At 64.3% G+C, this 25,661-nt stretch carries 22 protein-coding genes; 17 read left to right on the plus strand and 5 right to left on the minus strand.

Annotated elements, in window-relative coordinates; genetic code table 11:
• The first annotated feature begins 11 nt into the window (after positions 1-11).
• The 12 genes from glyA to atpC all read left to right on the plus strand — a co-directional run bounded on the left by glyA (position 12) and on the right by atpC (position 9,712).
• Positions 12-1,271 (plus strand): serine hydroxymethyltransferase, encoded by a 1,260-nt coding sequence (gene glyA, locus NFR41_RS06845; protein ID WP_251231249.1) that lies wholly within the window; start codon positions 12-14, stop codon positions 1,269-1,271.
• A 53-nt stretch (positions 1,272-1,324) separates the two neighbouring features.
• The gene (upp, locus tag NFR41_RS06850) at positions 1,325-1,963 is read left to right on the plus strand and encodes a uracil phosphoribosyltransferase (RefSeq protein WP_285833861.1); all 639 of its coding nucleotides are present in this window, start codon (positions 1,325-1,327) and stop codon (positions 1,961-1,963) included.
• 51 nt (positions 1,964-2,014) lie between these two features.
• Positions 2,015-2,482: a deoxycytidylate deaminase gene (locus NFR41_RS06855; protein ID WP_160214036.1), complete on the plus strand. Its 468-nt coding sequence runs from the start codon at positions 2,015-2,017 to the stop codon at positions 2,480-2,482.
• A gap of 199 nt (positions 2,483-2,681) precedes the next feature.
• Complete coding sequence (locus NFR41_RS06860) at positions 2,682-2,960, plus strand: DUF1129 domain-containing protein (RefSeq protein ID WP_251231250.1); 279 nt, start codon at positions 2,682-2,684, stop codon at positions 2,958-2,960.
• A 21-nt stretch (positions 2,961-2,981) separates the two neighbouring features.
• Complete coding sequence (gene atpB, locus NFR41_RS06865; RefSeq protein WP_160214038.1) at positions 2,982-3,767, plus strand: F0F1 ATP synthase subunit A; 786 nt, start codon at positions 2,982-2,984, stop codon at positions 3,765-3,767.
• A 150-nt stretch (positions 3,768-3,917) separates the two neighbouring features.
• Complete coding sequence (gene atpE / locus NFR41_RS06870) at positions 3,918-4,139, plus strand: ATP synthase F0 subunit C (RefSeq protein WP_251231251.1); 222 nt, start codon at positions 3,918-3,920, stop codon at positions 4,137-4,139.
• 134 nt (positions 4,140-4,273) lie between these two features.
• Positions 4,274-4,807 carry a F0F1 ATP synthase subunit B gene (gene atpF / locus NFR41_RS06875; RefSeq protein ID WP_251231283.1) on the plus strand — a complete coding sequence of 178 codons (534 nt, stop codon included), beginning with the start codon at positions 4,274-4,276 and terminating at the stop codon, positions 4,805-4,807.
• 22 nt (positions 4,808-4,829) lie between these two features.
• Entirely contained in the window at positions 4,830-5,360 is a 531-nt protein-coding gene (gene atpH, locus NFR41_RS06880; RefSeq protein WP_251231252.1) for an ATP synthase F1 subunit delta, read from the plus strand.
• A 9-nt stretch (positions 5,361-5,369) separates the two neighbouring features.
• Positions 5,370-6,941 carry a F0F1 ATP synthase subunit alpha gene (gene atpA, locus NFR41_RS06885; protein ID WP_251231253.1) on the plus strand — a complete coding sequence of 524 codons (1,572 nt, stop codon included), beginning with the start codon at positions 5,370-5,372 and terminating at the stop codon, positions 6,939-6,941.
• Between the two features lie 12 nt (positions 6,942-6,953).
• Positions 6,954-7,850: an ATP synthase F1 subunit gamma gene (atpG, locus tag NFR41_RS06890; RefSeq protein WP_251231254.1), complete on the plus strand. Its 897-nt coding sequence runs from the start codon at positions 6,954-6,956 to the stop codon at positions 7,848-7,850.
• Positions 7,851-9,302 carry a F0F1 ATP synthase subunit beta gene (atpD, locus tag NFR41_RS06895; protein ID WP_251231255.1) on the plus strand — a complete coding sequence of 484 codons (1,452 nt, stop codon included), beginning with the start codon at positions 7,851-7,853 and terminating at the stop codon, positions 9,300-9,302. It begins immediately after the preceding gene.
• Positions 9,302-9,712 carry an ATP synthase F1 subunit epsilon gene (atpC, locus tag NFR41_RS06900; RefSeq protein ID WP_160214041.1) on the plus strand — a complete coding sequence of 137 codons (411 nt, stop codon included), beginning with the start codon at positions 9,302-9,304 and terminating at the stop codon, positions 9,710-9,712. Before atpD ends, atpC begins: the two co-directional genes overlap by 1 nt.
• Before the next feature lie 219 nt (positions 9,713-9,931).
• Here the strand turns inward: atpC and NFR41_RS06905 are convergent, their stop codons facing one another.
• From NFR41_RS06905 to NFR41_RS06925, 5 genes are all read right to left on the minus strand, one after another.
• A complete protein-coding gene (locus NFR41_RS06905) occupies positions 9,932-10,675 on the minus strand; it encodes a ferric reductase-like transmembrane domain-containing protein (RefSeq protein ID WP_160214042.1) in 744 nt (247 codons plus the stop codon).
• A gap of 72 nt (positions 10,676-10,747) precedes the next feature.
• Positions 10,748-11,455 (minus strand): TorD/DmsD family molecular chaperone, encoded by a 708-nt coding sequence (locus NFR41_RS06910; RefSeq protein ID WP_251231256.1) that lies wholly within the window; start codon positions 11,453-11,455, stop codon positions 10,748-10,750.
• A 67-nt stretch (positions 11,456-11,522) separates the two neighbouring features.
• On the minus strand, positions 11,523-12,203 hold the full coding sequence (locus NFR41_RS06915) for a 4Fe-4S dicluster domain-containing protein (RefSeq protein WP_251231257.1): 681 nt from the start codon (positions 12,201-12,203) through the stop codon (positions 11,523-11,525).
• A 46-nt stretch (positions 12,204-12,249) separates the two neighbouring features.
• Positions 12,250-15,549 (minus strand): molybdopterin-containing oxidoreductase family protein, encoded by a 3,300-nt coding sequence (locus NFR41_RS06920; protein WP_251231258.1) that lies wholly within the window; start codon positions 15,547-15,549, stop codon positions 12,250-12,252.
• 47 nt (positions 15,550-15,596) lie between these two features.
• Positions 15,597-16,259 (minus strand): hypothetical protein, encoded by a 663-nt coding sequence (locus NFR41_RS06925; RefSeq protein ID WP_251231259.1) that lies wholly within the window; start codon positions 16,257-16,259, stop codon positions 15,597-15,599.
• Positions 16,260-16,455: 196 nt separating this feature from the next.
• Between NFR41_RS06925 and NFR41_RS06930 the strand changes: the two genes are divergently transcribed.
• From NFR41_RS06930 to asnB, 5 genes are all read left to right on the plus strand, one after another.
• Positions 16,456-18,084: a helix-turn-helix transcriptional regulator gene (locus NFR41_RS06930; RefSeq protein ID WP_251231260.1), complete on the plus strand. Its 1,629-nt coding sequence runs from the start codon at positions 16,456-16,458 to the stop codon at positions 18,082-18,084.
• A 178-nt stretch (positions 18,085-18,262) separates the two neighbouring features.
• The gene (gene dnaE, locus NFR41_RS06935; RefSeq protein ID WP_160305109.1) at positions 18,263-21,733 is read left to right on the plus strand and encodes a DNA polymerase III subunit alpha; all 3,471 of its coding nucleotides are present in this window, start codon (positions 18,263-18,265) and stop codon (positions 21,731-21,733) included.
• 2 nt (positions 21,734-21,735) lie between these two features.
• Entirely contained in the window at positions 21,736-22,563 is an 828-nt protein-coding gene (gene truA / locus NFR41_RS06940; RefSeq protein ID WP_251231261.1) for a tRNA pseudouridine(38-40) synthase TruA, read from the plus strand.
• Between the two features lie 11 nt (positions 22,564-22,574).
• On the plus strand, positions 22,575-23,495 hold the full coding sequence (locus NFR41_RS06945; RefSeq protein ID WP_160214049.1) for a hypothetical protein: 921 nt from the start codon (positions 22,575-22,577) through the stop codon (positions 23,493-23,495).
• Between the two features lie 52 nt (positions 23,496-23,547).
• Positions 23,548-25,533: an asparagine synthase (glutamine-hydrolyzing) gene (gene asnB, locus NFR41_RS06950; RefSeq protein WP_251231262.1), complete on the plus strand. Its 1,986-nt coding sequence runs from the start codon at positions 23,548-23,550 to the stop codon at positions 25,531-25,533.
• Positions 25,534-25,661 lie beyond the last annotated feature (128 nt).

Consider the following 25,661-nt stretch of genomic DNA (forward strand, 5'->3'; position numbering starts at 1 on the left):
GCACCCCTTCCATGACCGCACGCCAGCTTCTTGCCCAAGACCCGGCCATCGCCGAGGCCCTGCAGCTCGAACTCTGCCGCCAACGCGATTCGGTGGAGCTCATCGCATCGGAGAACTTCACGTCCCGCGCCGTGATGGAGGCGGTGGGAAGCGTGCTCACCAACAAGTACGCCGAAGGCTACCCGGGCAAGCGCTACTACGGCGGCTGCGAGAAGGTGGACATCGTCGAGGAGCTTGCGCGTCGCCGCGCCTGCGAGCTGTTCGGCGCCGCCTTCGCCAACGTGCAGCCCCACAGCGGCGCCAATGCGAACTACGCCGCCTACGCCGCGCTCATCGACCCAGGCGACACGGTGCTCGGCATGAGCCTCGACAACGGGGGGCATCTGACCCACGGCTCGCCGGTGAACTTCTCGGGCCGCCTGTACCGTATAGAGAGCTACGGCGTATCGCCTGAGACCGAGACCATCGACTACGACGCCCTGGAGGCCCAGGCCAAGGCCTGCCGCCCGGCCCTGATCGTGGCCGGTGCGAGCGCCTATCCACGCATCATCGACTTCGCGCGGATGGCCCAGATCGCCCGCGAGGTGGGAGCCTACCTCATGGTGGACATGGCGCACATTGCCGGCCTGGTGGCGACAGGCGCCCATCCAAGCCCCGTGCCTTACGCCGACATCGTGACATCCACCAGCCACAAGACCCTGCGCGGCCCGCGCGGCGGATTCATACTCACCAACAATGAGGAGATTGCCAAGAAGGTGGACAAGGCGGTGTTTCCCGGCAGCCAGGGCGGCCCGCTCATGCACGTCATCGCCGGCAAGGCCGTGGCCTTCGGCGAGGCGCTGCAGCCGTCGTTTGCGGACTACATCGGCAACGTGGTCGAAAACGCCGCGGCGCTGGGGGAGGGCATGACCGAGGGCGGCCTTCGCCTGGTGTCGGGCGGCACGGACAACCACCTGTGCCTGGTAGATCTTACGGCCACCGGGGTTACCGGTAAGGACGCGGAGAGGCTGCTGGAGGGCATCGGCATCACGGTGAACAAGAACACCATTCCCAACGAGCAGCGCAGTCCCTTCGTGACCAGCGGCATCCGCGTGGGAAGCGCGGCGGCCACCACCCGCGGCTTCACCGCCGAGGACTTCCGCACGGTGGGGCGCTGCATCGCCCGAGCGCTCTTCGGCCGCGACGATGCGGGGCTGCACGCATCCCTCTCCGCCACCGTCGAGGAGCTGCTTGCGGCCCACCCGCTGTACCCGGGCCTGTCCTACGAGTAAGAAGCGGGCCGTCGCTTAGCGGCCCGAGGCGTCGAGAAACGATAGGAGCAACCGTGACCGATTACGAGCGCGTTACCGTCGTGGACCATCCCATGGTCCAGCACAAGCTGTCGAAGCTGCGCAGCAAGGACACCTCGTCCAAGGACTTCCGCGATCTGGTGCGGGAGCTGGCCCTGTTCGAAGGCTACGAGGCCACCCGCGACCTGGCCCTCGAGGACGTGGAAGTGGAGACCCCCATCTGCAAGACTACCTGCAAGCAGGTCTCCGGCAAGAAGATGGTGATCGTGCCGATCTTGCGCGCGGGCCTTGGCATGGTGGAGGGCATCCAGGAGCTCATGCCCTCGACCTTCGTGGGGCATTTGGGGATGTACCGCGACCCCGAAACCCACGAGCCCCACGAGTACTACGCCAAGATGCCCGACTCTATCGCCCAGCGCGACGTGCTGGTGGTGGACCCCATGCTGGCCACGGGCGGTTCGGCCAGCGCCGCCATCCAGTACCTGCGCCGCCAGGGCGTGAGAAACATCAAGCTCATGGTGCTGGTGGCTGCGCCCGAGGGCATCGAGGCGGTGCTCGCCGCCGACCCGGACGTGCGCATCTTCACCTGCGCCATCGACGAGGGGCTAAACGATGCGGCCTACATCGTGCCCGGCCTGGGCGACGCCGGCGACCGCATCTTCGGAACGAAGTAGAAAAGGGGCGCGGCCCTCGCAGCCCGCAGCCCCTTCGAAGGGAGTAGCGCCATGACATCGGTCGAGGCAACAGGAGAGCGCCCCAGCTGGGACGAGTACTTCATGACGTTGGCGAACCAGGTGGCCACCCGCACCACCTGCCTGCGCCGGGCCGTGGGGGCCGTCATCGTGAAGGACCGCCGCATCCTGGCCACCGGCTACAACGGCGTGCCCTCGGGCATACGCCATTGCGCCGAAGTGGGGTGCCTGCGCGAGCAGCTGGGGGTCCCCAGCGGCCAGCGACACGAGATCTGCCGGGGCCTGCACGCCGAGCAGAACGCCATCATCCAGGCGGCGAAGTACGGCATCGACATCTCCGGCTCGTCGATCTACGTGAACACCCAGCCGTGCGTGGTGTGCGCCAAGATGCTCATCAACGCGGGGATCACCGAGGTCATCTTCCAGAACCCCTATCCCGACGAGCTGGCGGTGTCCATGCTTCAGGAGGCGGGGGTGACCTTGCGGGAGTACGTCGGCTGAGCGCTGCCCGCAGGGGCGCTGTGGAGGTTTTGCGCAGCGCGGCAGGGGCGGCGTCGCCTTTCCCCTTGAGCGACGTCCCGCTCGCCCCCGATTTGCGCGATTTCGTCAGCTTGGCGTTACGCGCCGAAAAAGATTGGGTATCATTCGTAGAGTTTGGCAGACTGCGCCCTCGGGCGCGACCGACCGCAGAAGGCAGGCTATGGTTCTTCCGATCGTTTTAGGCGCGGCAAGCGGCATTGCGGGCTTCGTGCCCCTGGTGCTGGCCCTGCGCCAGACGAAAAAGGTGACCGACACCAGCAATCTGGGGCACGCGGGTGCCCTGCTTCTGGGAGTGCTGGCATCGTTCATCCTCTTGTTCGCCACGGCCATCGCCTGCGTCCTGGTCGACCGTCCCAGCGTTCTGCCTTTCGTGCTGGCCGAGGCTGTGACCTTGTGCGTCGCCGGCATTGCGTTTGGGTTGTACAGGCATTTCCGATAGTTGAGCAGAAGGGTAGGAGACGTGAATCCACTCGAGGTCCTAGCCGCTGAGGTACCCCACCTTCAGCACTCGTTCGATCCGGCATACGTTATCGGCTCGGGGTCGTTCGGGCTCACCCAGTATATCTTCTGGATGATCATCTGCTTCCTCATCACGTTGGCCGTGGTCATCGTGGCGGGCAAGAAGCTCACGCTCGTCCCCACCAGCAAGTTCGTCAACATGGTGGAGTACGGCTACGAGTTCGTCCGCAAGGACATGGGCGAGTCGGCCATCGGTCACGGCTACCAGAAGCACATCCCGTTTCTGGCTACGCTGTTCTTCTTCATCCTCATCTCCAACTTCGTGGGCCTGATCCCGGGCTGCAAGACCCCTACGGGCACCATCAGCGTCACCTGGGCGCTGGCCCTCATCTCGTTCGTGTACTTCAACTACTGGGGCATCCGCGCCCACGGCGGTTGGGGCTACATCAAGTCCATCGCCCCGTCGGGTCTGCCCGCGCCCATGGTGCCGGTGATCTGGTTCTTCGAGTTCATCTCCATGGTGCTGCGCCTGCTCACCCTGGCCGTGCGACTCTACGGCAACATGTTCGCAGGCCACATGGTGCTCGGCATCTTCGCCCTGGCGACCAGCGTGTTCATCCAGTGCGCCATCGCCACGGGCAACGTGGCCTTCGGGCTGCCGCCCGTCGCCTGGATGCTCTTCCTCATCGCCATGTACGCCCTGGAGGTGCTGGTGGCGTTCTTGCAGGCCTACGTGTTCACCATCCTGTCGGCGGTCTACATCTCGCTGGCCACCTCCGAGCACTAGGCATGCGGCCGTCCCCTTCGGGGGGAGGCGACCCCGCCGCCCGGGTCACAGGCGGAAATCTTGGTTTCACTGGCGGTATCCCAGCCGCCTGGAACATATCCCTGTACGGTGTTTGCGGGATAGGCCCGCAAACGATCTAAGGAGGCAACAGTGGGAGAAATCAGTCTTGGTATCGCAGCCCTGAAGCTCGTGGGTTACGGCCTGGCCACCATGGGACCTGGCATCGGCATCGGCATCGCCTGCTACGGCTGCTGCGTCGGTTCCGCCCGTCAGCCTGAGCTGGCCGGCCGCCTGTTCACCAACTTCATCATCGGTGCCGCTCTGGCCGAGGCTCTTGCCCTCATCGGCTTCGTTCTGACCTTCATCGTGTAGTCCCGCCTGTACGCAATCTGCCGTATAACAGGCTGTAAGGAGGATTACAGGTGAAAGTGAACAGATACAAGGCTTGGAGGCTTGCAGGCGCTGCGGTTCTCGCTGCGGGCGCGTCCACGCTGGCTGTGCCGGCGATGGCGTTCGCCGCGGAATCGGAGACGGCCGGCATTTCGGCCATCCTGCCGGACATGGCGGAATTCATCCCCATGCTCGTCGCTTTCATCGTGCTGGTGGTCGTGCTCGCGAAGTTCGGCTGGCCCAAGTTCGACGCCATGCTGCAGCGCCGCGAGGACACCATCAAGGATGCTCTTGAGAAGTCGGAGCGCGACCGCATCGAAAGCGAGCGCATCCTGCAGGAGTACAAGAAGCAGCTCGAGGACGCGAAGAGCCAGGCTTCCCAGATCGTGGCCGAGGCCAAGAGCACTGGCGAAGCGGTGAAGGCCGACATCACGGCGAAGGCCCAGGCAGAGGCAGCCAACATGATCGAGAAGGCCCACGGGGCCATCGAGGCTGACAAGAAGGCCGCCATCGCCGAGCTCCAGGGCTCGGTCGCCGACCTGTCCGTTGCCGTGGCATCCCGCATCATCGGCAAGGACCTGTCCGACGGCGAGCACCGCGCCATCATCGAGCGCTACGTGAACGAGGCGGGCAGTTTCCATGCCGAATAATCGCCATGTTCAAAAGGAGAAGGTGGCCACCTACGCAGCGGTCCTGCTGGACTCCGCCTACCAGGCGGGCGGCCAGGACGCGGTGCTGCAGGTGCGCGACCAAGCCGAGCGCATCATGCGCATCGAGCGTTCCAACATGGATCTCGCCAACGCCCTGGAGGATAGCTCCTATACACCCGAGCAGAGGGGGCAGGTTGCCCGCGGCGTGTTCGCGGACCTGAACCCGGTCCTCGCCGAGGTTCTGGCCGTCATGGCCGAGCGCGGGGACTTCGCGTTGCTGTCGCGTGTATGGGCCAGCTACCAGGAACAGCTCGAGCGCAAGCTGGACGTCACCGTGGTCGACGTAACCACCGTCGTGCCGCTTGACGACCATCTGCGCGAGGTAATTGCAAAGAAAGCCGAAGCCGACTTGGGCACGAAGGTGGTTCTGCGGGAGCAGATCGACCCGTCCATCATCGGCGGCGTGTTGCTGACTGCCAACGGCCAGCGCATCGACGCAAGCGTCGTGTCGCAGCTGGAACGCGCCCGCAACGTGCTCAAAGAACAGAATTGACGGAGGTGAATGCTAGTGACTGAAATCACCGCACAGTCTATCGACGAGGCCCTGCGCAAGCAGCTGGACGCGCTGTCCACGAGCGTGGAGTCCCGCGAGGTGGGCACCGTCATCCAGGTCGGCGACGGCATCGCGCGCGTCGACGGTCTCAAGGACGCCATGGCAGGCGAGCTGCTCGAGTTCGTGAGCTCCACCGGCCAGGTCGTCTACGGTATGGCCCAGAACCTCGAAGAGGACGAAGTGGGCGCCGTGCTTCTGGGTGACGTCACCGCAATCAAGGAGAACGACCAGGTGCGCACGACGGGCCGCCTGGTGGAGGTTCCTTCCGGCCGCGCCATGCTCGGCCGCGTTGTCAACCCGCTGGGCATGCCGATCGACGGCAAGGGCCCCATCCAGGCCGAGGGCACCCGCCCCGTGGAGTTCAAGGCTCCCGGCGTCGTGTACCGCAAGCCGGTGGACGAGCCCATGCAGACCGGCATCCTGGCCGTGGACTCGATGATTCCCATCGGCCGCGGCCAGCGCGAGCTGATCATCGGCGACCGCCAGACCGGTAAGACCGCCATCGCCATCGACGCGATCATCAACCAAAAGGGCAAGGACATGATCTGCATCTACGTCGCCGTGGGCCAGAAGGCCTCCACGGTCGCCGGCGTAGTGGAGACGCTGGAGTCCTACGGTGCCATGGACTACACCATCGTGGTGAACGCCTCGGCTTCCGACTCCGCGCCGCTGCAGTACATCGCCCCCATGGCTGGCGCCGCTATCGGCGAGTACTTCGTCTACACCGGCGAGAACGGCGAGACGGCCGGCCCCGACAACCCGGGCCGCGCGGTGCTCATCGTCTACGACGACCTGACCAAGCAGGCTGTGGCCTACCGCCAGATGTCGCTGACCCTGCGCCGTCCTCCGGGACGCGAGGCCTATCCGGGCGACATCTTCTACCTGCACTCCCGCCTGCTGGAGCGCGCCGTGAAGATGTCCGACGAGATGGGCGGCGGCTCCATGACGGCTCTGCCGATCATCGAGACCCAGGCCGGCGACGTGTCCGCCTACATCCCCACCAACGTCATCTCCATCACCGACGGCCAGATCTACCTGCAGACCGACCTGTTCTTCCAGGGACAGCGCCCCGCCGTGGACGTGGGCATCTCCGTGTCCCGCGTAGGCGGCTCGGCCCAGGTGAAGGCCATGAAGCAGGTTGCCGGTACGCTGCGCCTCGACCTGGCTGCCTACCGCGAGCTGAAGGCGTTCACGCAGTTCGGCAGCGACCTTGACAAGGCCACCCAGGACCAGCTGACCCGCGGCTCCCACATGACCGAGCTGCTGAAGCAGAAGCGCTACATGCCCATGCCCGTCATGGACCAGGTAGTGGCGATCTATGCCGGCGGCAAGGGCTATCTGGACAGCCTGCCGGTCGAGGACGTCGTGCGTTTCCGCACCGAGCTCATCGACTACCTGCACGCTTCCAAGCAGGGTATCTTCGATGCGCTGTACGCGGAGAAGAAGCTCACCGATGCCATCGAGGCTGACCTGAACGCGGCTATCGAGGCGTTCAAGCTGTCGTTTGCGGTATCGGCGTAAGGTAGGTAGAACATGCCCAACCTTCACGACATAGAAAGACGTATCAACTCCGTCTCCTCGACGAAGCAGATCACGCGCACCATGCAGATGGTGGCCGCCGCAAAGATTCGCCGCGCCAACGAGCGCGTCGTCGCGGCAACGCCGTACTCTGAGTCCATGGCGGAGATGTTGGCCAACGTTGCCAAGCGTGTAGGTGGCTCCGAAAACGCGCTTCTGCGCACGCATGACGAGGTGAGAAACGTCCTCATCGTGGTGGTTGCGTCCGACCGCGGTCTTGCCGGCGGCTTCAACAGCAACGTGCTGAGGCAGGTTGACCGCCTGATGAAGCAGAAGCAGCAGGCCGGTGCTGAGGTCAGCATCGTGGCTTGCGGCAAGAAGCCCATCGGGTACTACACCTACCGCAAGATCGAGCCGGTGCTGCGATTCGCCGGGCTTTCCGCCGATCCGACGGTGGACGAGGCGGCCGCAATCGCCGCCTTCGCCATCGACGGCTACGCGAAGGGCTCCGTCGACGAGGTATTCGTCGTGTACAACCACGCGAAGAACGCCGCGGAGCAGCAGCTGCGCACCGAGCAGGTCCTTCCTGTGGACACTGCGGCCCTCCTGGCCGCATCCGACCAGGAGGAGCAGGCGGGCGACAAGCTCGAGGGCGACGTGATCTTCGAGCCCAGCGCCGACGCCGTGCTCGACCAGCTGCTGCCGGCCTATGTGCGCACCACGCTCTACCATGCGCTCATCGACTCGGCTGCTGCCGAGCAGGGTGCCCGCCGCAACGCCATGATGTCGGCGACGGACAACGCCACCGAAATGGTCGAGACGTTGACCAGACTGTATAACCGCGTACGCCAAGGCGCTATCACGACCGAGATTTCGGAGATCGTGGGTGGCGCGGCTGCTTTGGAGGATTAAATGGCTGAACACATCTATTCGAAGGAGGAGCTTGAGGCCACCCGTGGCGCCAACGGTCGCATCGTGCGTATCGTCGGCCCCGTCGTCGACGTCGAGTTCGCTCCCGATTCGCTGCCAGCGATCTACAACGCGCTGACGGTGGATGCCAAGACCCCGGCAGGAGACCTTCACGTCCTGCTCGAGGTCGAGACGCATCTGCCCGGCAACATCGTTCGCTCGGTAGCCATGAGTTCCACCGACGGCCTCATCCGAGGCCTGGAGGTGGCCGACACCGGCCATCCCATCATGATGCCCGTGGGCCCCGAGACCCTGGGTCGCATCTGGAACGTGATGGGCGAGCCCGTTGACGAGAAGCCCATGCCCGAGGTGAAGGGCTACATGCCCATCCACCGTCCCGCCCCCGAGTACGACGACCTGTCCACGAAGACCGAGATCTTCGAGACCGGTATCAAGGCCATCGACCTGGTGGAGCCCTTCGTCAAGGGCGGCAAGACGGGCCTGTTCGGCGGTGCAGGCGTCGGCAAGACCGTCATCATCCAGGAACTCATCAACAACCTGGCCCAGGAGCACGGCGGCACCTCGGTGTTCACCGGCGTGGGCGAGCGCACCCGCGAGGGTACCGACCTGTACCTGGAGATGAGCGAGTCCGGCGTTATCAACAAGACCTGCCTGGTCTACGGCCAGATGAACGAGCCTCCGGGAGCCCGTCTGCGCGTGGGCCTGGCCGGCCTTACCGAGGCCGAGTACTTCCGCGACCAGGGCCAGGACGTGCTTCTGTTCGTGGACAACATCTTCCGCTTCACCCAGGCCGGCTCCGAGGTGTCCGCACTGCTGGGCCGCATGCCCTCCGCTGTAGGCTACCAGCCCACGCTGGCTACCGAGATGGGTGACCTGCAGGAGCGCATCACCTCCACTAAGGAAGGCTCCATCACCTCGGTGCAGGCCGTCTACGTTCCCGCCGACGACCTGACCGACCCGGCGCCCGCCACCACCTTCACGCACCTGGACGCCAAGACGGTTCTGTCCCGCGGCATCGCCGAGCTGGGCATCTACCCGGCCGTCGACCCGCTGGAGTCCACCTCCCGCGCCCTCGACCCGCAGATCGTGGGCGAGGAGCACTACGCGGTGGCCACCGGCATCCAGGAGCTGCTGCAGAACTACAAGGACCTGCAGGACATCATCGCCATTCTGGGCATGGACGAGCTTTCCGAGGAGCAGAAGCTCACGGTGAACCGCGCCCGCAAGGCCCAGCAGTTCTTCGGCCAGTGCTTCCACGTGGCCGAGCAGTTCACGGGCCTGCCCGGCAAGTACGTCAAGATGGAGGACACCATCCGCTCGTTCAAGGCCATCCTGGACGGCGAGTGCGACGACATCCCCGAGCAGTGCTTCCGCCTGAAGGGCTCCATCGACGACGTGTACGCTGCTTACGAAGAGATGAAGAAGGCTGAATAATGGCTGGAATCAAGTGCGACATCGTGACGCCCGAGGCGCTGCTCGTCTCCGAGGACGCCGAGATGGTGGTCGTGCCCGGCGTGGAAGGCTCCATGGGCTTTCTGGCCGGCCACGAGCCGCTGGTGTCGGCCCTTTCCGACGGCGAGGTGCGCGTGAAGAGCGCTTCCGACGGGTCTGTCAGCAGCTATGCGCTGCAGGGCGGCTACGTCGAGGTGTCGGCTGAGAAGGTCATCGTCTTGGCCAACCGCGCCATCGCCAAGGCCGACATCAAAGTCGACGAGGTGAAGGCGAAGCTCGCCGAGGTGGAGGCGTCGCTTGCGAAGCTTTCCGCCGAGGAGGCTGCCGGCACCACCTTGGCCGACGACAGGTCCTGGTGCGAAGCGCAGCTGCAGGTGGCCCAGGCCGCCTAAGGCGACGGCGCTGCGAGGCGTCTGCAAGGAAGGCGGCTTAGCCGCTGGCAACGCGGCGGCGAGAAGCCGACCGAACCGAGCGAGAGCCTTAAGGTGAACCGAACAGCCCCCTGTTTCCCGGCAAGGGAAGCAGGGGGCTTTCCTGTGTTTGCAGACGTTTTGTCCGCTGCGGGACAGACGATGTAGGCCGGTGCGATGTTTCGGCGTTAAGCTTGCGCGCTACCTTGCCGTTGCGCTCGCCTGATCGTCCGGCTCGGTGGTTGCCGCAATCTGCGAGCGACGGACGTGGCGAGCGCGCCCAAGGAGGAGGTCGTAGATGGCTTTGCCCGTTCTGAGCAGCGCGTAGATGCCGAAGACCGCCGTATAGGCGATTAGCCGCTCGCCGGAGGCGCCCAGGGGTGATTGGATTGAGGCGGGGGCGAGGAACAGCGCTATATGGGCGAACAGCAGGGCGTAGAACAGGTAGGCCCATCGCTGCAGTGCCGTCCATGCCTGCGTTCCCATACGGCGTTTGACCGCCTGGAAAGAGGTTACGCCTAGAATGGCCATGAGCGCGAAGGCGACAGCCCCCAGTGCAAGTCCCCAGGCGACGGAGGGCGCAAGGGAGGCGAGCGCGGGGGCGAAGGAGACGGCGTACTTGGCTACATGGCCCAGGGCCAGGATGCAGGCGACGATCGACAGCGTCGCGCGGGTGGGCAGAAGTCTTTGGCGAACGAAGCGCACATCGCGGAAGACGCCCATGTACATCACGACGACGAACAGAGCCGTAGCGAGCGTTCCCTTCTGCATCAGCTGGAAGAGCAGCATCTGCAGCGAAAGGGGAAGGCTTACGAAGCTCGTGGCAGCGTAAAGCACCGATGCCAGCAGCGCCAGGCAGTAGAACGCCCCCGGCGCCTTTCGGATGGCATCCTTGAAGACCAGCGAGAAGGCAAGAGTGCAGGCGAGCACGGCAATGAATCCCATACTACTTCCTTTCCGAAGGGTGCTGCCCCGACGCTGTCGCCCCGGGGCAGCGAAGCGGGAGAGAAGGGCGGCTCAGGAAAGCGCCGCCCGCAGTTCGCCGATCGTCGTCTCGTCTGCCTGCAGATAGCCGTAGGTCGCCTTCAGGACACCGCGGTAAAAACGGGTGTCGATGATCTTCGTAGCCAGGTCGTAGAACGATCCGTACCAGGACAGGATATGGTTTTCCAGGAAGTCACCCGAAGCGTCCATCAGGCGCAGCGCTTCGGCGAAATCTTTGGCCTCGACGGCGTCTCGCGCCTTGTCCGACAAATCGGCCATGAAGCTCAACTCGAAGCTGATGTGGTCCTCGGGCAGGTGAAGCCCCGAGTCGGCGGCGATACCCTCGCGACGATAGGCCGCCAGGTCCCTGTCGCGGGGCTCCTGGAACAGTACGGCCTTCTCCCCGGTGATGCTTCCGCCGAACACGCTCGCATAGGGAACGGCTACCAGTCCCTGGAAGCTGCTGACACCGTCGAAGCACATGGTGTAGTCGGTGCTGAGCAGCCGCTGCGTCCCGCTGTGTCGGCGGTGGAGCCCCCTGCCCATGTCGTTGAACCCTTCAGCAAGAAGACTGCCCGCCCCCAGGGCCTCCGATTCTCTCTCCAGGTTCATGCCGGCCAGCGCCTCCACCTCGTCGCCGGAGAGCGGGCGCAGGAACAGCCGCGAGAACAACCGGTAGGCAGATGCCCTGTTGGTAAGCGTCGCCAGCAGAGCGGTATCTGTTGGTACGGAGGTTTTCATGCAAACGCCTTTCCTCTAAGGACCAAGAAGCGGGCCGGCACCGACAAGACGCCGGCCCGCAAGGGGACTAGCCTTTCGCGTACAGGACGCAGCTGTTGTCGAGTCCCTGCCATGCGACGTCCTGGGACAGGATGTAGCAGGCCACGGGCTGAGCTCCGTCGGCTTCCAGGTAGTGGACGGCGCGCCCTTGGCTCTGGGCCTGGGCGACCGCTTTGGCCGCCGGCGATTTCTCATCGTCCAGGTCGCCGAAGAAACGCGCCCCGTTGCAGCAGTTGTGCACGCAGGGCGGCACGCAGTGGTCGACATCGTAGGTGTCGTCCTCGTTTTCGACGCCATCGCTGTTCTGCGTCAGATGGTTGCACAGGGTGCACTTGGTGACGGTGTTGGTGTCGCTGCGAAGCCAGCGGACGCTCGGGCGCGTGCGGCCGTCGGAGTCGGAGTAGGGACACACGGTAAGGCACGACTTGCATCCGATGCACGTGCTCTCGTCGAGGGTAACCACCCCGTTGCTGGCGCGGTAGGAGGAGCCGGTGGGGCAGACCTCCACGCACGGCGCGTTCTCGCATTGCTGGCACATGATGGGAAGCCAGTACATCTGGACGTTGGGGTGGGTGCCAACCGGGCCCACGTCGATGACGTCGCAGCGATAGTTGCCCAGTCCCAGCTCGTTTTCGAACTTGCAGGCCACGGTGCAGGTATGGCATCCCGAGCACCGGTCGAGGTCTACAACGATACATCTGCGCGACATAGGTTGCGCTCCTTTCATCTCATGCTGACCGTTTTCGGCGCCTGTCCTACATGGGGCCGCCCGGGCCGCCGGCGCTTGCGGGCACTTCCACCGGGTCGAAGCTGCTCACATCGGTCAGCAGCGCCGGGTTGCCCATGACCGAGCCGGCTTCCTCGCTGGCTTGGTTGGTTGCGGTGGGCATGAAGGGCTCGAATTCCTCGGGGGTCACCCAGACGCGCTCGGGACGCGTCGACTTTTTGATGTTCACGGCGAAACCGCGGTTGGTGTAGGAGCCGAACGCCTCGTTGAAGTTAGCGTCCACGGCGTTGGTAAGGACGTTCACGCCGCACTCGGCCCAGCCGCCCGTCTTGGTCTTCTGCGAGTTGTCGAAGCACTCCGGGTTCCAGAAACGCTCCATGAATACCACCTTCGGTGCCACCATCTCCGTGACGTAGGCGATGGTGCGGATGGGCTCGGCCGTCTTGGTGTCCTGCTTCTTCTCGCCGGAGTAGGCCCGCTCGGTGCCAGCACGGGAGGGGTCGTAGTCGCTTCCCTGGGTGCGTCGAGAGGACACCTCGATCCAATCGCCGTCAGAGATGCCGTACTCGGTGGCCGTAGCCGGGTTGATGTAGGCGAAGGGCACGGGGTACAGCTCGCGGCTGTAGGGGGCATGGCGCATGGTGCCGTGATGGAAGAACACGCGACGACCGGAGGTGAGCGCCAAGGGGAAGTCCGCGTCGAAGTCCATGACGTAGTCCTCGAAGCCGGCCCCCACGTCGGGCGTCTCCTTGGCCTTGGGCACCACGCAAATGGGGGCGTAGGTGCCGTGGAACGTGGCAATTCGCTCGTCGACGGGGGAGTCGAATCCGTTGGGCCAGTTGTAGGGGAAGCCCGTCTGGCCCAGGCGAACCATGGCCGTGCAGTAGACCTCCACCTTGCGCGAGACGGTGGGGAAGCCATAAGGCAGTCCGTCGTCGGCAAGCACCAGGTAGTGGCCGTAAGTCCAGTACTCGTCGGAGGGGGTAGATACCTTGTAGACCGGGTTGTTCTTCCATGCCTGGCGGTACTGCTCCTCGGTGATCGACTCGCCCTCCGCAGCCTCCAGGCCAAGCAGCGCCGCTCCCTGCTTGATGCGCTGCTGCTTGTTCGACTCGTCGGAACCCGAGCGAACGTTTACCAGCGGGAACTGCACGCCTATCTCCGCCAAGGTCTGGCCGGTGCCGTTGAACACGATGGAGTCGAGCTTCTGGTTGGCCTTGTCGTAGAACGCCTGCAGGAAGCGCGAGTAGGGTCGTCCCGTGTCAACGGCCTCTCCCAGATGGATGATGGAGCCGCAGGGGGTCTCGATGTTGAGCTGGGAGGAACCCGGATTCCACATTTCCAGCCACTCCTCGGTGGGGAAGAACATGTCGGTGAGCTCGGCATCGAAGGAGGTGAAGTGCGGGTACTGATGCACCACGTACTCGACGTTGCCCATGGCCGCGTTGTACCAGGCGCCGGCGCTGCCGAGCATGGCGAACTTGTTGCCCGAGGTGTCGAGCCACGCCCGGGGGCGCCAAGGCTCGCCGGTCTCCATGGCCTGGCGCACGGCCGGGATGTGGGACTGGTACCAGTGGGCAAGCCCTCGATGGTTAGACACGCCCAGGCGGTCCAAGACGATGCGCTGGAAGCAGTCCTGCTCAGGACTTGCGAAGGAGTCGTGGTTGGCGCGGTTTGCCTCCTCGGTGGCGCCCATGATGTATCCGATGCCGAAGTCGGTGGTCTCGGATTGCGTGGGTCGCGGCTGAGCCCCGTCAGCAATGCACTTGCCCCACTTGTTGGTCGAGTCGAGCGAGAGCCCAGCGCCTCCCATGCCGCCGCCCGGGCCGCCGGCGCCCACGCCGGTGAGCGTGAGGGTGCAGCCGGGCATCTGTATGTAGCCCATGATGGAGTCGAGGCCCGCGGTGCCGATGGGTGCCTGGCTCGAGCACTCCATCATGTCGGTGGCGACGCCGTGACCGATGCCCGCGCCGCCGTCGGAACCGTTCTGATGCGGGCTCACGTACAGCTTGATGGCCTCCTCGATCTTGGCGGCGTCGAGCCAGCAGAACTTGGCGGCCTGCTCGAGGGTCCAGGGCTCCGCTTCCTCCTTGTAGTACTGACCGGCGGTCTTGCAGGACTTGCCGTTCACGGTGGCCTCGCCGAACACGCTGGGGTTGACGCCTACGTCTTCGGGCATGCCGTAGGGCAGCGGGGACACTTCGCCGGTTTCTTCGTCGATGCATATGTAGACGGGGGTGTCGTCGGGAGTGGGCGCGATGTAATCCTCGAACACGTCTGTGGCCAGAATCGGCAGCAGCGTGTCCGGGTCGATGAGGCAGGGCAGATTCGTCCAGTACTTCGTGAACTGCTCGTTGTACAGCTTGTTCTCGAAAATGTAGCGGTACCATGACAGGACGAGCGCGCAGTCGGAGCCGGGGCGCAGCGGCAGGTGGATGGTTGCCTTGGCAGCATCGGGGGTGAGCATGGGGTCGACCACGATGGTCTTGCAGCCGTTGGCGCGCAGCTCGGCCATGGCACGGCCCGCCTTGGCGGTCTGCGAGGAGGACGGCTGCGTTCCCCACAGAACCAGCACTTCGCAGTCGTTGGTGATGCCGGCCTCCTTATCGGCCTTGCTGAACCCCTTGAACGGCTCGCGCACCTCGTTGTCGGCGATGGAGTCGCTCATCTTGAAGCCCATGAGCTGGGTCACGCACACGCGGGGCAGGAAGCATTGGGCGGCGCCGGGCTCGAAGGCGTTGGGGGAGTAGCACGAGGCGGACACCGCAGGCAACATGGGCGCAGGCACGTAGGCGCCGCCGCCTCCGGTGGTGGACAGCATCGAGTAGGTGCCGTACTTCTCGAAGATCTCAAGCCACTTATCGCTCGCCTCGTCGATAGCTTCGTCCCAGCTCACACGCTCGAAGGCCATGTTTTCGGCTCCACGGGCCCCGGTACGGCGCATGGGATAGAGCACGCGGCGCGGGCTGTAGCAGGTATGGATCTGGTTGAGAGCCTTCACGCAGGCCGAGCCGTTGTTCTCTGCTCCCGCGGGATGTCCCTCGATCTTGCGGACCACGCCGTCTTTGACGTACACCTTCACCGGGCACGTGGTGATGCAGCCATGGCAGCTGGTGGTGTAGAAATCATAGTCGGGAATGGCCAGCGGCTCCTGGCGCCCCGAGGTCTCGGCGCCGGCTTCGGTTGCGGGCTGCACCTTGTCGACGTCGTCGACCTCGACGGTGCTCGGCTTGGTGCATCCGCCCAAGGTGGCGCCGAACGCTGCGGCGGCGCTGGCGACGGCGGCGGCCTGCATGAAGCTTCTGCGCGATAGCGTTGTCTTGCTCATAAACCCTTCCTCTCTCGTCTCTCGATACATGGGATGTCCTTCGGTTCCTAACCCTCTATGAGCTCCTTTCCCTCCGGCGTTGTCTGCCAGCCGCCGTCGTAGGCGACGGCTCCGACGGATTCGAGCTTGTCGATGAACAGGCTCGGCTGCAAGGCGATGCCGTCCCGGGCGGTGCCTACGAGCACATCCCTTCCTCGCAGAAGCGCCTCGATTTGGGCGAAGGAACGTTTCTGCGTCAGGAAAGCGAGCAGCTCGCAGTAGGTCTGCTGGCGATCGGGCTCGTCGGCCAGCAGCTGCGCCAGGCGGTTGCGCAGGCTGAATCGCTCGGCAAGCTTCGAGCCGAGCTCCGTGGTTCGATAGGCGAAGGCGACCACGAGGTCGTCGAAGGCGTCCTCGTCAAGCTCCGCCACCTCGGCTCCATCGTGCAGACGCCCGTCGGAGTCGAGGTAGAGCTCCTCTAGGGCGCCCGTCTCGTGCAGCCAACGGATGGGGAAGTAGGGAGGCTGCTTGAGCTTGGGGTAGCCTGGGACCTCTTCCACGGTCGCTTCCAGGTTTGCCAGCTCAACCGCCTCGTCCCGGCAGCGCTGCAGGATGCGCAGGAACGCCTGTCGGAACCCGGGATTGTGCTGGAAGAGTACCGAGGCCCGGTCAAGCGCGTCGTCGGGCTCGGTTGGCGGGCGTTCGCCCTCTGCCGAATATGCTTCGTCCATGTTCGCCTCCTTGCTTGCGCGATGAAGCATTGCCCCCCAAGCCTACGATGCGGGTCGGACGCGGTTTACGAACAGGTGCATGAACTTTCGCTTTCCCTTGGGTCGCGTTGGCAAAACCGTGAGTACACCAGATTTGTGTATTGCTATGCCGTCGGGGAAACCCCATCATGAAAGGTCGTTCAGGGGGTGAGACGGTATGGCGAGCTGGCGGGAACATCGGTCGCAACGGAAAGACGCGGCCTCTTCGGCCTTGGTGGCAGTGTGGCCCAACCTTCGCTACTTCAGCCTTGCCATGTTGCTCGCATGGCAGTTCCTCGTAGTGGATTTCGGCGCATGGATGACGGCTACCGACGTGACGAACCTCTCGGTTATCGACGTGGGGACGACCGTGTACATGACCTCCGCCGTCGTGCTGGTGCTCTCCGCGTTCGCTCAAGACCTTTTCGCGCGGCTTTTCGATGACCGCCGCGCCCCCGCCCTCATCGCGCTCGTCTCCATTGCCGGCGTGGTTCTGCTCATCGCCAGCGGCCCGCGTTTCTTGCAAGGCACCGGCATGTCGGGCATGCTCTTCCATGGGGGGAGCTTCCTTGTGGGAGTGGGTTCGGGGCTCATGACGTTGCGGGTAAGCCAGCTGTACTGCGACTTGGAGCCGGGCCGGGTGTTTTTATACGCAGCGCTCTCCGAGCTGCTCGTAGCGGTCATTTTCTACGTGGTGATTGGAAACTCCTGGATGCCGTCGGTTCCGGGCGGACCGCCGTTGCTCAACCTCGTTGCAGTAGCCGTGCTGCCCGTGGCTCTTACGGGGTGCGCCTCCCTTCCCGCCATCGACACAGGCTCGGCAAGCTGCGAGCTGCGGGAGGGCGCAGCCGGGGGCGGCCGAGGGAAGGTCTCCGGTCCGGCAGCGGGCACGTCCACCGTGCGCGGCTTCTTCCGCCAGCTGCCAATGATGGGAAAGCTCCTGGTCGCCTTGTTCGTGTTTTCGGCCGTGGCCTCCATTGTGCGCAACTACTTTCTGCTGGGGCAGACGCCCGACGGGCACCAGCTCAACTCCCAGCAGGCCATGCTCGCCCGGTTCGCCCTTGCTGCATGCCTACTGCTTGTGGCGGTGTTCCTTTCGAAACGGGTGTCGTTGGGCAAGCTCTATCTTCTATGCATGGCCTTCATGGCGCTGGTCGTGGCAACGCTGCCGCTCCTGGGCCTGCACGCTGCCCTGCCGCTGGCCTTCACGAGCGCGCTCACAAGCGTTATCGGGCTGGTTGCCTGGTGCCTGCTCGCCTTCGTGGCCAAGTCGCAGGGGTTCCGCCCGTTTCTGGTGTTCGGTCTGGGGGAGGGGGCTTGCTGTGCTGGTCTGGGAATCGGGTATCTATGCGGTTACAGCAACCTGTTCGGCGTGCTCGGAGCTAGCGATCAGGCCATCGGGGCGCCCATGGTAGCGGTGCTCATCGTGCTGATCGTTGCTTGCGCGGTGCTTGTGTTCACCGAGAAGGACTTCGACAGCGTGCTCGAGCTCTCGGGTGCCTCCATCCTCAATGTGCGAGACGCCATCATCCGTGGACGGACGGCCGCAACGGTGCGCCGCAACAGGCCCTGGCGCCTGGCGTGCCGGCGCGTCGGCGAGCGGGCCATGCTGTCCAAGCGCGAGCAGGAGCTTCTTGAGGAGCTAGCCTGCAACCGCACGCCCCAGGAAATCGCTTCGCGTCTGAGCATTACCGTGAGCACCGTGCGCACCCATACGCACCGTGTCTACTTGAAGCTGGACGTCCATTCTCGGGACGAGCTCATTGAGCTGGTGCGCACCGAGTACGAGTCCCGTGGCGGCGCCTAGGAGCCGTCCGTCTCCTTTTGTGCCGGCAGACGGTGCGCTCAATCCATCCTAAAACCACCGTTTGTTCGCAACGAGCGTATGGCTTGGCTGCTAGAATGGCAGCGAACGAGACGACGGCGCCGGGCGCCGCCAACCCCGAGAGATGACAAGCGCGATTCATCGATTGCGAGCGTGAGCTATGGCCTTCGTCCATCTGCACAACCATACGGAATACTCCCTGCTCGACGGCTTCACCCATGTCAAGGACATGGTGCGCCGCGCCGCCGAGCTGAAGATGCCTGCCGTGGCCATCACCGACCACGGCGTCATGTCCGGCGTGCCCGAGCTGTCGGACGCCTGCGACGCGGTGGAGAAGGAGACCGGGTTTCGCGTGAAGCCCATCTTCGGCTGCGAGGTGTACTTCACCACCGACGAAGAGCTTCGCAAGGATGTGAAGCCGCGGCTGTACCATCTGCTGCTGCTGGCCAAGACCAACGAGGGCTACCACAACTTGCTGCGGCTGGTGAGCGAGTCCCATGTGGACAACTTCTACTACAAGCCGCGCACCACCTATTCCATGCTCAAGCGCTACGGCAAGGGCATCATCGGCAGCTCCGCCTGCATCGCCGGCATCATCCCGAAGCTGCTCGACAACGGTCAGATGGACGATGCCGTGGCCTGGGCGCAGAAGTTCGCCGAGTGCTTCGAGCCCGGGGACTTCTACATCGAGCTGCAGAACCAGGGCATCCGCACCGACGGCGGTCTGACCCAGACCCAGCTGAACCACCAGCTGACCGAGGTGGCGCGCCGGGCGGGGCTGAAGACCATCGCCACCAACGACTTCCACTACCTGCGTCAGGAGGACGCGCGCGCCCAGGACATCATGTTGTGCATCGGCACCGGCAGCCTGGTCAACGACGCGAACCGCATGCGCTTCGAGAACGACCAGTTCTACATGAAGACCGAGGAGGAGATGCGCGAGGCCCTGGCCGACTTCCCCGAGGCGTGCGACAACACGGTGGAAGTGGCCGAGAAGGTGAACGTCGTGCTGGAGCGCGACTCCATCCTGCCGCGGTTCCCTTTGCCCGAGGGCGAGACCGAGGAGACGTGGTTTCGCAAGAGGGTGCAGGAGGGCCTGGTGAGGCGCTACGGCGACCCGGTGCCCGCCGAGGCCCAGGAGCGCGCCGACTACGAGATGGGCATCATCGTTCAGCAGGGATTCCCCGCCTACTTTCTCATCGTGCAGGAGTACATCGAATGGGCGCGCAGCCAGGGCATCGGCGTCGGTCCGGGCCGTGGTAGCGCTGCAGGCGCCATCGTGGCCTACGCCATGGGCATCACCGATCTGGACCCGCTCACCAACGGATTGCTGTTCGAGCGCTTCCTGTCACCGGAGCGCGTGGAGATGCCCGATATCGACGTCGACTTCGAACAGGGGCGTCGCGAAGAGGTCATCCAGCACATCAAAGACGTTTACGGCGAGGACCACGTGTCTCAGGTGATTACCTTCGGCACGCTGCAGGCAAAGAACGCCGTGCGCGACTCCGCCCGCGTGCTCGACTACCCCTACGCGGTGGGCGACAAGATCTGCAAGATGATCGGCGACGAACTGGGCATCACCATCGACAAGGCCCTGGAGACCAATCCCGACCTGGCGAAGGCCTACGAGACCGAGGAGGACGTGCGTACCGTCATCGACGCCGCGCGCTCGATCGAAGGCCATATGCGCGGCGAGGGCGTGCATGCCTGCGCTACCATCATCTGCCGCGATCCCATGAGCGATCACGTGCCCATGAAGCGCGATACCAAAGGCGGCGGCATCATCACCCAATACGATGGCCACTACACGCCCGACCTGGGCCTGCTCAAGATGGACTTCTTGGGCTTGCGCACGCTTGACGTGTTGTCTATCGCATGTCGCAACGTCGAGCAGCGCTTTGGCGTGAAAATCGTGCCCGAAGAGATCCCCACCGACGACGAGCTGGCCTTCAAGCTGATGCAATCGGGCAATATGGACGGTCTGTTCCAGGTGGAGGGCGCGCTGTACGTGTCGCTATTCGCGCGCCTGCCGCCGACGCGCTTTTCCGATGTGGTTGCATCCATCGCCCTCAACCGTCCCGGTCCGCTGGAGTCGGGCATGGTGGAAGACTACATTAAGGTGGCGTCGGGCCGAACGCAGCCCCACTACTACGACGAGCGGCTCCGCCCCGTGCTCGAGGAGACCTTCGGCACCATGGTCTACCAGGAGCAGATCATGCAGGTGTCCATGGTCATGAGCGGTTTTTCCGCCGGCAAGGCCGACAAGCTGCGCAAGGCCATGGGCAAGAAGAAGCTCGACGTCATGCGTCAGCTGCAGGCCGACTGGGACGCAGGTGCCGTAGAGAACGGCTATGCGCTGGAGGTGGCGCAGCAGATCTGGGCCGACGCCGAGAAGTTCGCCAAGTACGCCTTCAACAAGTCCCATTCGGCGGCCTACGCCATCCTGGTCATGCGCACCGCCTACCTGAAGGCCCATTACCCCAACGAGTTCATGGCAGCGGTGCTCACCAGCTACATGGGCAACACCGATCGGCTCATCCGCTACATCGCCAGCTGCAACCACAACGGCACCCCGGTGCTGCCGCCGGACATCAACTCGTCCAACGCCGAGTTCACTCCGGTGGACGAGGGCATCCGTTTCGGCTTGGTGGGCGTGCGCGGCGTGGGACGCAACGTTGCCGACGAGATCATTGCCGAGCGGGAGCAAAACGGCCCCTACAGCAGCCTACACGACTTCGTGAACCGGCTTGACGCCAAGTGCTACAACCGCAAAACCTTGGAGGCGCTCATCAAGGGCGGCGCCTTCGATTCAACGGGCTACACCCGCAAGCAGCTCATGTACTTCGTCGACGAGACGCCCCTCCTGGAGGCGGCGTCCAAGCGCCAGAAGGACCGCGACCGCGGCCAGGCCTCCATTTTCGACATGTTCGGCGGCACGGAAGAGGCCGTGGACGCTGGTCTTGCCGAAGAGGTGCCCGAGCCCGACGGAGTGGAGTGGCCGAAACGCGAGCTTCTGGCCTTCGAGAAGGAGATTATGAAGATCTACGTGTCGGACCATCCCATGAGACCTTTCGAGGACTACGTGGCCCGCAACACGAAGTACCAGCTGGGAGCCTTGGAAGAGGTTACCCGTGATATCAAGAGCGCCGTGTTCATCGGCATGATCTCGAACGTGGCGGTGAAGCTCACCAAGCGAGGGTCGAAGTACGCCTCCTTCACCTTGGAGGACACTACGGGCCATGCGGAGTGCATCCTGTTCAAGTACGACGACTTTGCCTCGGCGATTCATGAGGACTCTATTGTGAAGATCAAGGGCAGCTTCGAGCACGGCGACCGGGGGGACCAGATCAAGTGCTTCGAAGTGGAAGAGCTGGCGCTTTCCGAGCAGGATCTGCAGCCCCACAAGCTAGAGCTCACGCTGTCCATGGCCGATTTCGACCAGATGCGTTCCATGCACCTGAATCGCATCCTGCGAAACTATCCAGGGCGCGACGGCGTGGTGCTCTACGTGAGCCACAGCGACGGGCACACATACCGCGCCGATCTGCCCTTGTCCGTTGATTCCCGTAACCAGACCATGCGCAGCGAGCTGCGCGAGCTATTTGGCATGCCCGTATGGAAGGCGTCGTAGCCATGGACAATGCAGACGAGACGGGGTTCCGAACGCTTTCGGCTACTGTGGGCTATCACGGTGCTCCCTTCGCCGGCTTTGCGCGGCAGCCCGGCCTGATCACGGTTCAGGGCTCGTTGGAGGAAGCGTTGGCGACCGTGTTCCGCTGCCCCGTAGAAACGGTGTGCGCCGGGCGTACCGATGCCGGCGTGCACGCCCGCGGCCAGGTGGTGAGCTTCTCGGTGCCCGACGAGCTGCTTTGCGACCGCGCCATGAGCTCCCTTGCCCGGTCGCTGAACGCGCTCACCCACGACGCCATCGTGGTCTCAGACGTGCGTCGCCGCGATTCGGGCTTTTCGGCCCGCTTCTCGGCAACGGAGCGCGAGTACCGTTACTTTATAGCGCTGGGTGACGTGCCCCCGCTGTTTATGGCTGACTTCTCCTGGCATATTCCCCGTCCGCTCGACGTAGACGCTATGCAGGAGGCCGCAGCATATCTGGTGGGGGAGCACGATTTCAAGAGCTTCTGTTTGGCCGCATCGGCGCAGGGAAAGCCCACCTGCCGCAATGTCCATGGGATAGGGTTCGAAATCCAGGAGATTCTGGGTGACACCGTGCTCGTGATCACGGTGAAGGGCAACGCCTTCCTTCATTCCATGGTCCGCACCATCGTGGGCACGCTGGTACTCGTGGGCCGCGGCTTGCGGCCGCCCGAATGGGTGGACGAGGTGCTGGAGGCGCGAGACCGCAGTGCCGCCGGCGAGAACGCTCCAGCTTGCGGGCTCGTTTTCTGGGCTGTTACCTATGGTGACAATCGGTCGTGCTACAATGAAATGATGGACAATCGGTAGCAAGGACGCTCATGTTCGGAAACAGAATGAAGCAGATGATTCGCGAGGCCGATAGAATCGTCTCCTTGAAGCAGGACATGGACTCGCTGTCTTGGGGGCGGGTTCAGGAAATCGCGAAGGAGCTCCAAGAGGGGCCAAGCCGGGAAGCTGCGGAGGAGCTGGGGCGCGAGCTCGCCGTTATCGCCCAGGTCAACCTCTCCATGTTCTCCCGCATGGGGGTCATCCCCCAAACCATGTGGGCCACCAACCAGCCGGCGCCGGCCGCGGCAAACGCTGCGGGAATCGTGGTGACCGACGATGAATCGAACCCCGTGGTGCTGCCTTCGGGCATGGAGGTCATCGAAGGCGGCCTGGTGGAGGCGGTTCTGGAGAACCCGGAGCTTGCCACCGTTCCCCTGAACCCCGTAAGCCCTACTCCCGGAAGCCCCGCAGAGGACATGCTCTCAAGCGCGCTCGCCGAGGAAAGCGAGTTTCTGGACAACCCTGCCCGCAGCTTCGACCTTGACGGCGATGCGTCGACCCCGCAGCCCGAGGAGGCTGCAGAAAAGGAGCCGCCTGCCTCGGCGTCTGACTTATCCGCCCGCGCAAGCGGGCATTCCACCGAGTCTCTCGACGGCGCTGCTTCGGTCGAGGAGCTCTGCGAACTTCCGGATTCGACGAACGGGGAGGGAGCGGAGACCGGCAGCTGCCCCCGCACTCCCCTCGAATCTTCAGATAGCATGGATGATCGAGCGGAGATGGGCGAGGACGAGGGGGGTGCCTCGCAGGACGCTTCAGCGGACGGAGCTCCTCGGGTGCCTGGTGCCGATGCGCTGCCCCGCAACCAGTTCGCGAACTTCCGCCATATGTACGAGAGCCGCGACGGCGGTCTGTGCGTGTTCAAGGACGAGCACGGGCATTTGGTGAGCGTGAGGGCTTCTCGGCTGGTCTAGGGGCTCTCCGTCGTATCATAGGCGCACCATCTCAGTGAGGAGTTTTGCGCTTATGTGCGGTATCTGCGGATTCACCCAAGCAACCCAGGGGGACCTCCCCATCCTGCAGGCCATGGACGACGTCATGGCCCATCGCGGCCCCGACGGCGAGGGCTGCTACATCGACGAGGGCATCGCCTTGGGGCACCGGCGGCTGTCGCTGATCGACCTTTCCGGCGGGAACCAGCCCATGGTTCGCCTGACCGGCGAGCACGCATCCGAGATAACCTCTCCGGCCCTCGACGGGCAGGGCAACCCCTTCCTCGGCCAGGCCAAGGCCTGCGAGCGCGGCGACTGGGCCATCGTGTTCAACGGCGAGATCTACAACTACCGCGATCTGCGCGAGCAGCTGCAGCAGGAGGGATGGGGCTTTCAGACGAGCTCCGACACCGAGGTGCTGCTGGTGGGCTACCTTGCGTGGGGCGAGGCCGTGCTCGACCGGCTGCGCGGCATGTTCGCGTTCGCCATCTGGGAAAAGAAGACCCACGAGCTGTTCTGCGCCCGCGACTTCTTCGGCATCAAGCCCTTCTACTACACGGTGCAGGACGGGCAGTTCATCTTCGCATCCGAGATCAAGTGCATCCTGGAGCATCCGGCCTACGAGCGCCGGCTTAACGAGGACGCCCTGGAGCAGTACTTGTGCTTCCAATTCAGCGCCTTGGACGAGACGTTCTTCAAGGACATCTTCAAGCTGCCGCCGGCCACCTGCATGCGCGTGGGCCAGGAGGGCATCCTGTCGGTGCGCCGCTACTGGCGCCCGGAATATGCCTTCGATGGAAGCCGGCCCATGGCCGACACCGTGGAGGCCATCGACGGGGCCATGCGTGAAAGCGTGCGCTACCACAACGTGGCCGACGTGGAGGTGGGTTCGTTTCTGTCCAGCGGCATCGATTCCAGCTACATGGCGGCCTGCCTGGCGAAGGAGAACCCCGGCATCAAGACGTTCACCGTGGGATTCTCCGAGTACAGCGGCGAGCGGGACGAGATATCCTGGGCCGGCGAGCTGGCCGATACCCTGGGCATCGCGAACACGAGCCACCATATCACCGAGGACGAGTACTGGGAGAGCCTGCCTGCCGTCCAGTGGCATATGGACGAGCCGTCGGCCGACCCGTCGGCGGTGGCTCTGTACTTCGTGGACAAGCTTGCCGCAACCCAGGTAAAGGCCGTGCTTTCCGGCGAAGGGGCTGACGAGTTCTTCGGCGGCTACCGCATCTACCAGGTGCCCTTCTCCAACGCCAAGCTCTCCTGGGCTCCCAAGGGGCTGCTTCGGGGCGCATCCAAGGCCGCACGGGCGCTGCACGTGCGCGGCGCTAACTACCTTGAGCGGGCAAGCGAGACGGCGGAGGACTGGTACTACACAAACGCCAACGGCGTGGCCTTCAGCCCGCAGGAGCGCGAGCGGCTGCGCTCGGGCAAGCGCGCAGCCGGCCAGCCGGCGCCGGCGGCTCCCCAGCAGCTCACGGCGCCCGTCTACGCGGAGGCGTCCGAGCTCGACGAGGTCACGCGTATGCAGTACGTCGACCTGTTCTTCTGGCTGGTGGGGGATATCCTGCTGAAGACCGACAAGATGTCCATGGCCCATTCGTTGGAGAGCCGCGTCCCGTTTCTGGACAAGCGCGTATTCGAGCTGTCCGCTACCGTTCCCACCGACCAGAAGGTGAACGAACAGCAGACCAAGATAGCCCTGCGCGAGGCGGCCGAGCGCGCCATCCCGCAGGAGTGGGCCCAGAAGGAGAAGCTGGGCTTTCCGGTGCCCGTGGTCAGCTGGTTGCGGCAGGACCGTTACTACGAGCAAGTGAAGCGGGCCTTCGCGAGCCCGACCGCCGAGCGCTTCTTCAACACCGAGTGCCTGATGGAGCTTCTCGACGAGCACCGCGCTGGGGCGGACCGATCCCGCAAGATCTGGATCGTGTACATGTTCCTGTTGTGGCATCGGCTGTTCTTCGAAGGGGGCGACGAGCGGTTCCGCCCCGCTGCCCAGGACCTTAAGCGCTGACGTATCCGCTTCGGGTGCGCCGCCTGCGACTGGGCGGCGCCTATTTTTTGCGCCGCTGGGCGAAGGCTCGCGCCCGAAAACCCCTTCCCGGACGTCGTTTCCCCGGGCTCCTCTACAATATCCGCAAT

Source organism: Adlercreutzia aquisgranensis (genome assembly GCF_943193145.1).
Lineage (GTDB): Bacteria > Actinomycetota > Coriobacteriia > Coriobacteriales > Eggerthellaceae > Xiamenia > Xiamenia aquisgranensis.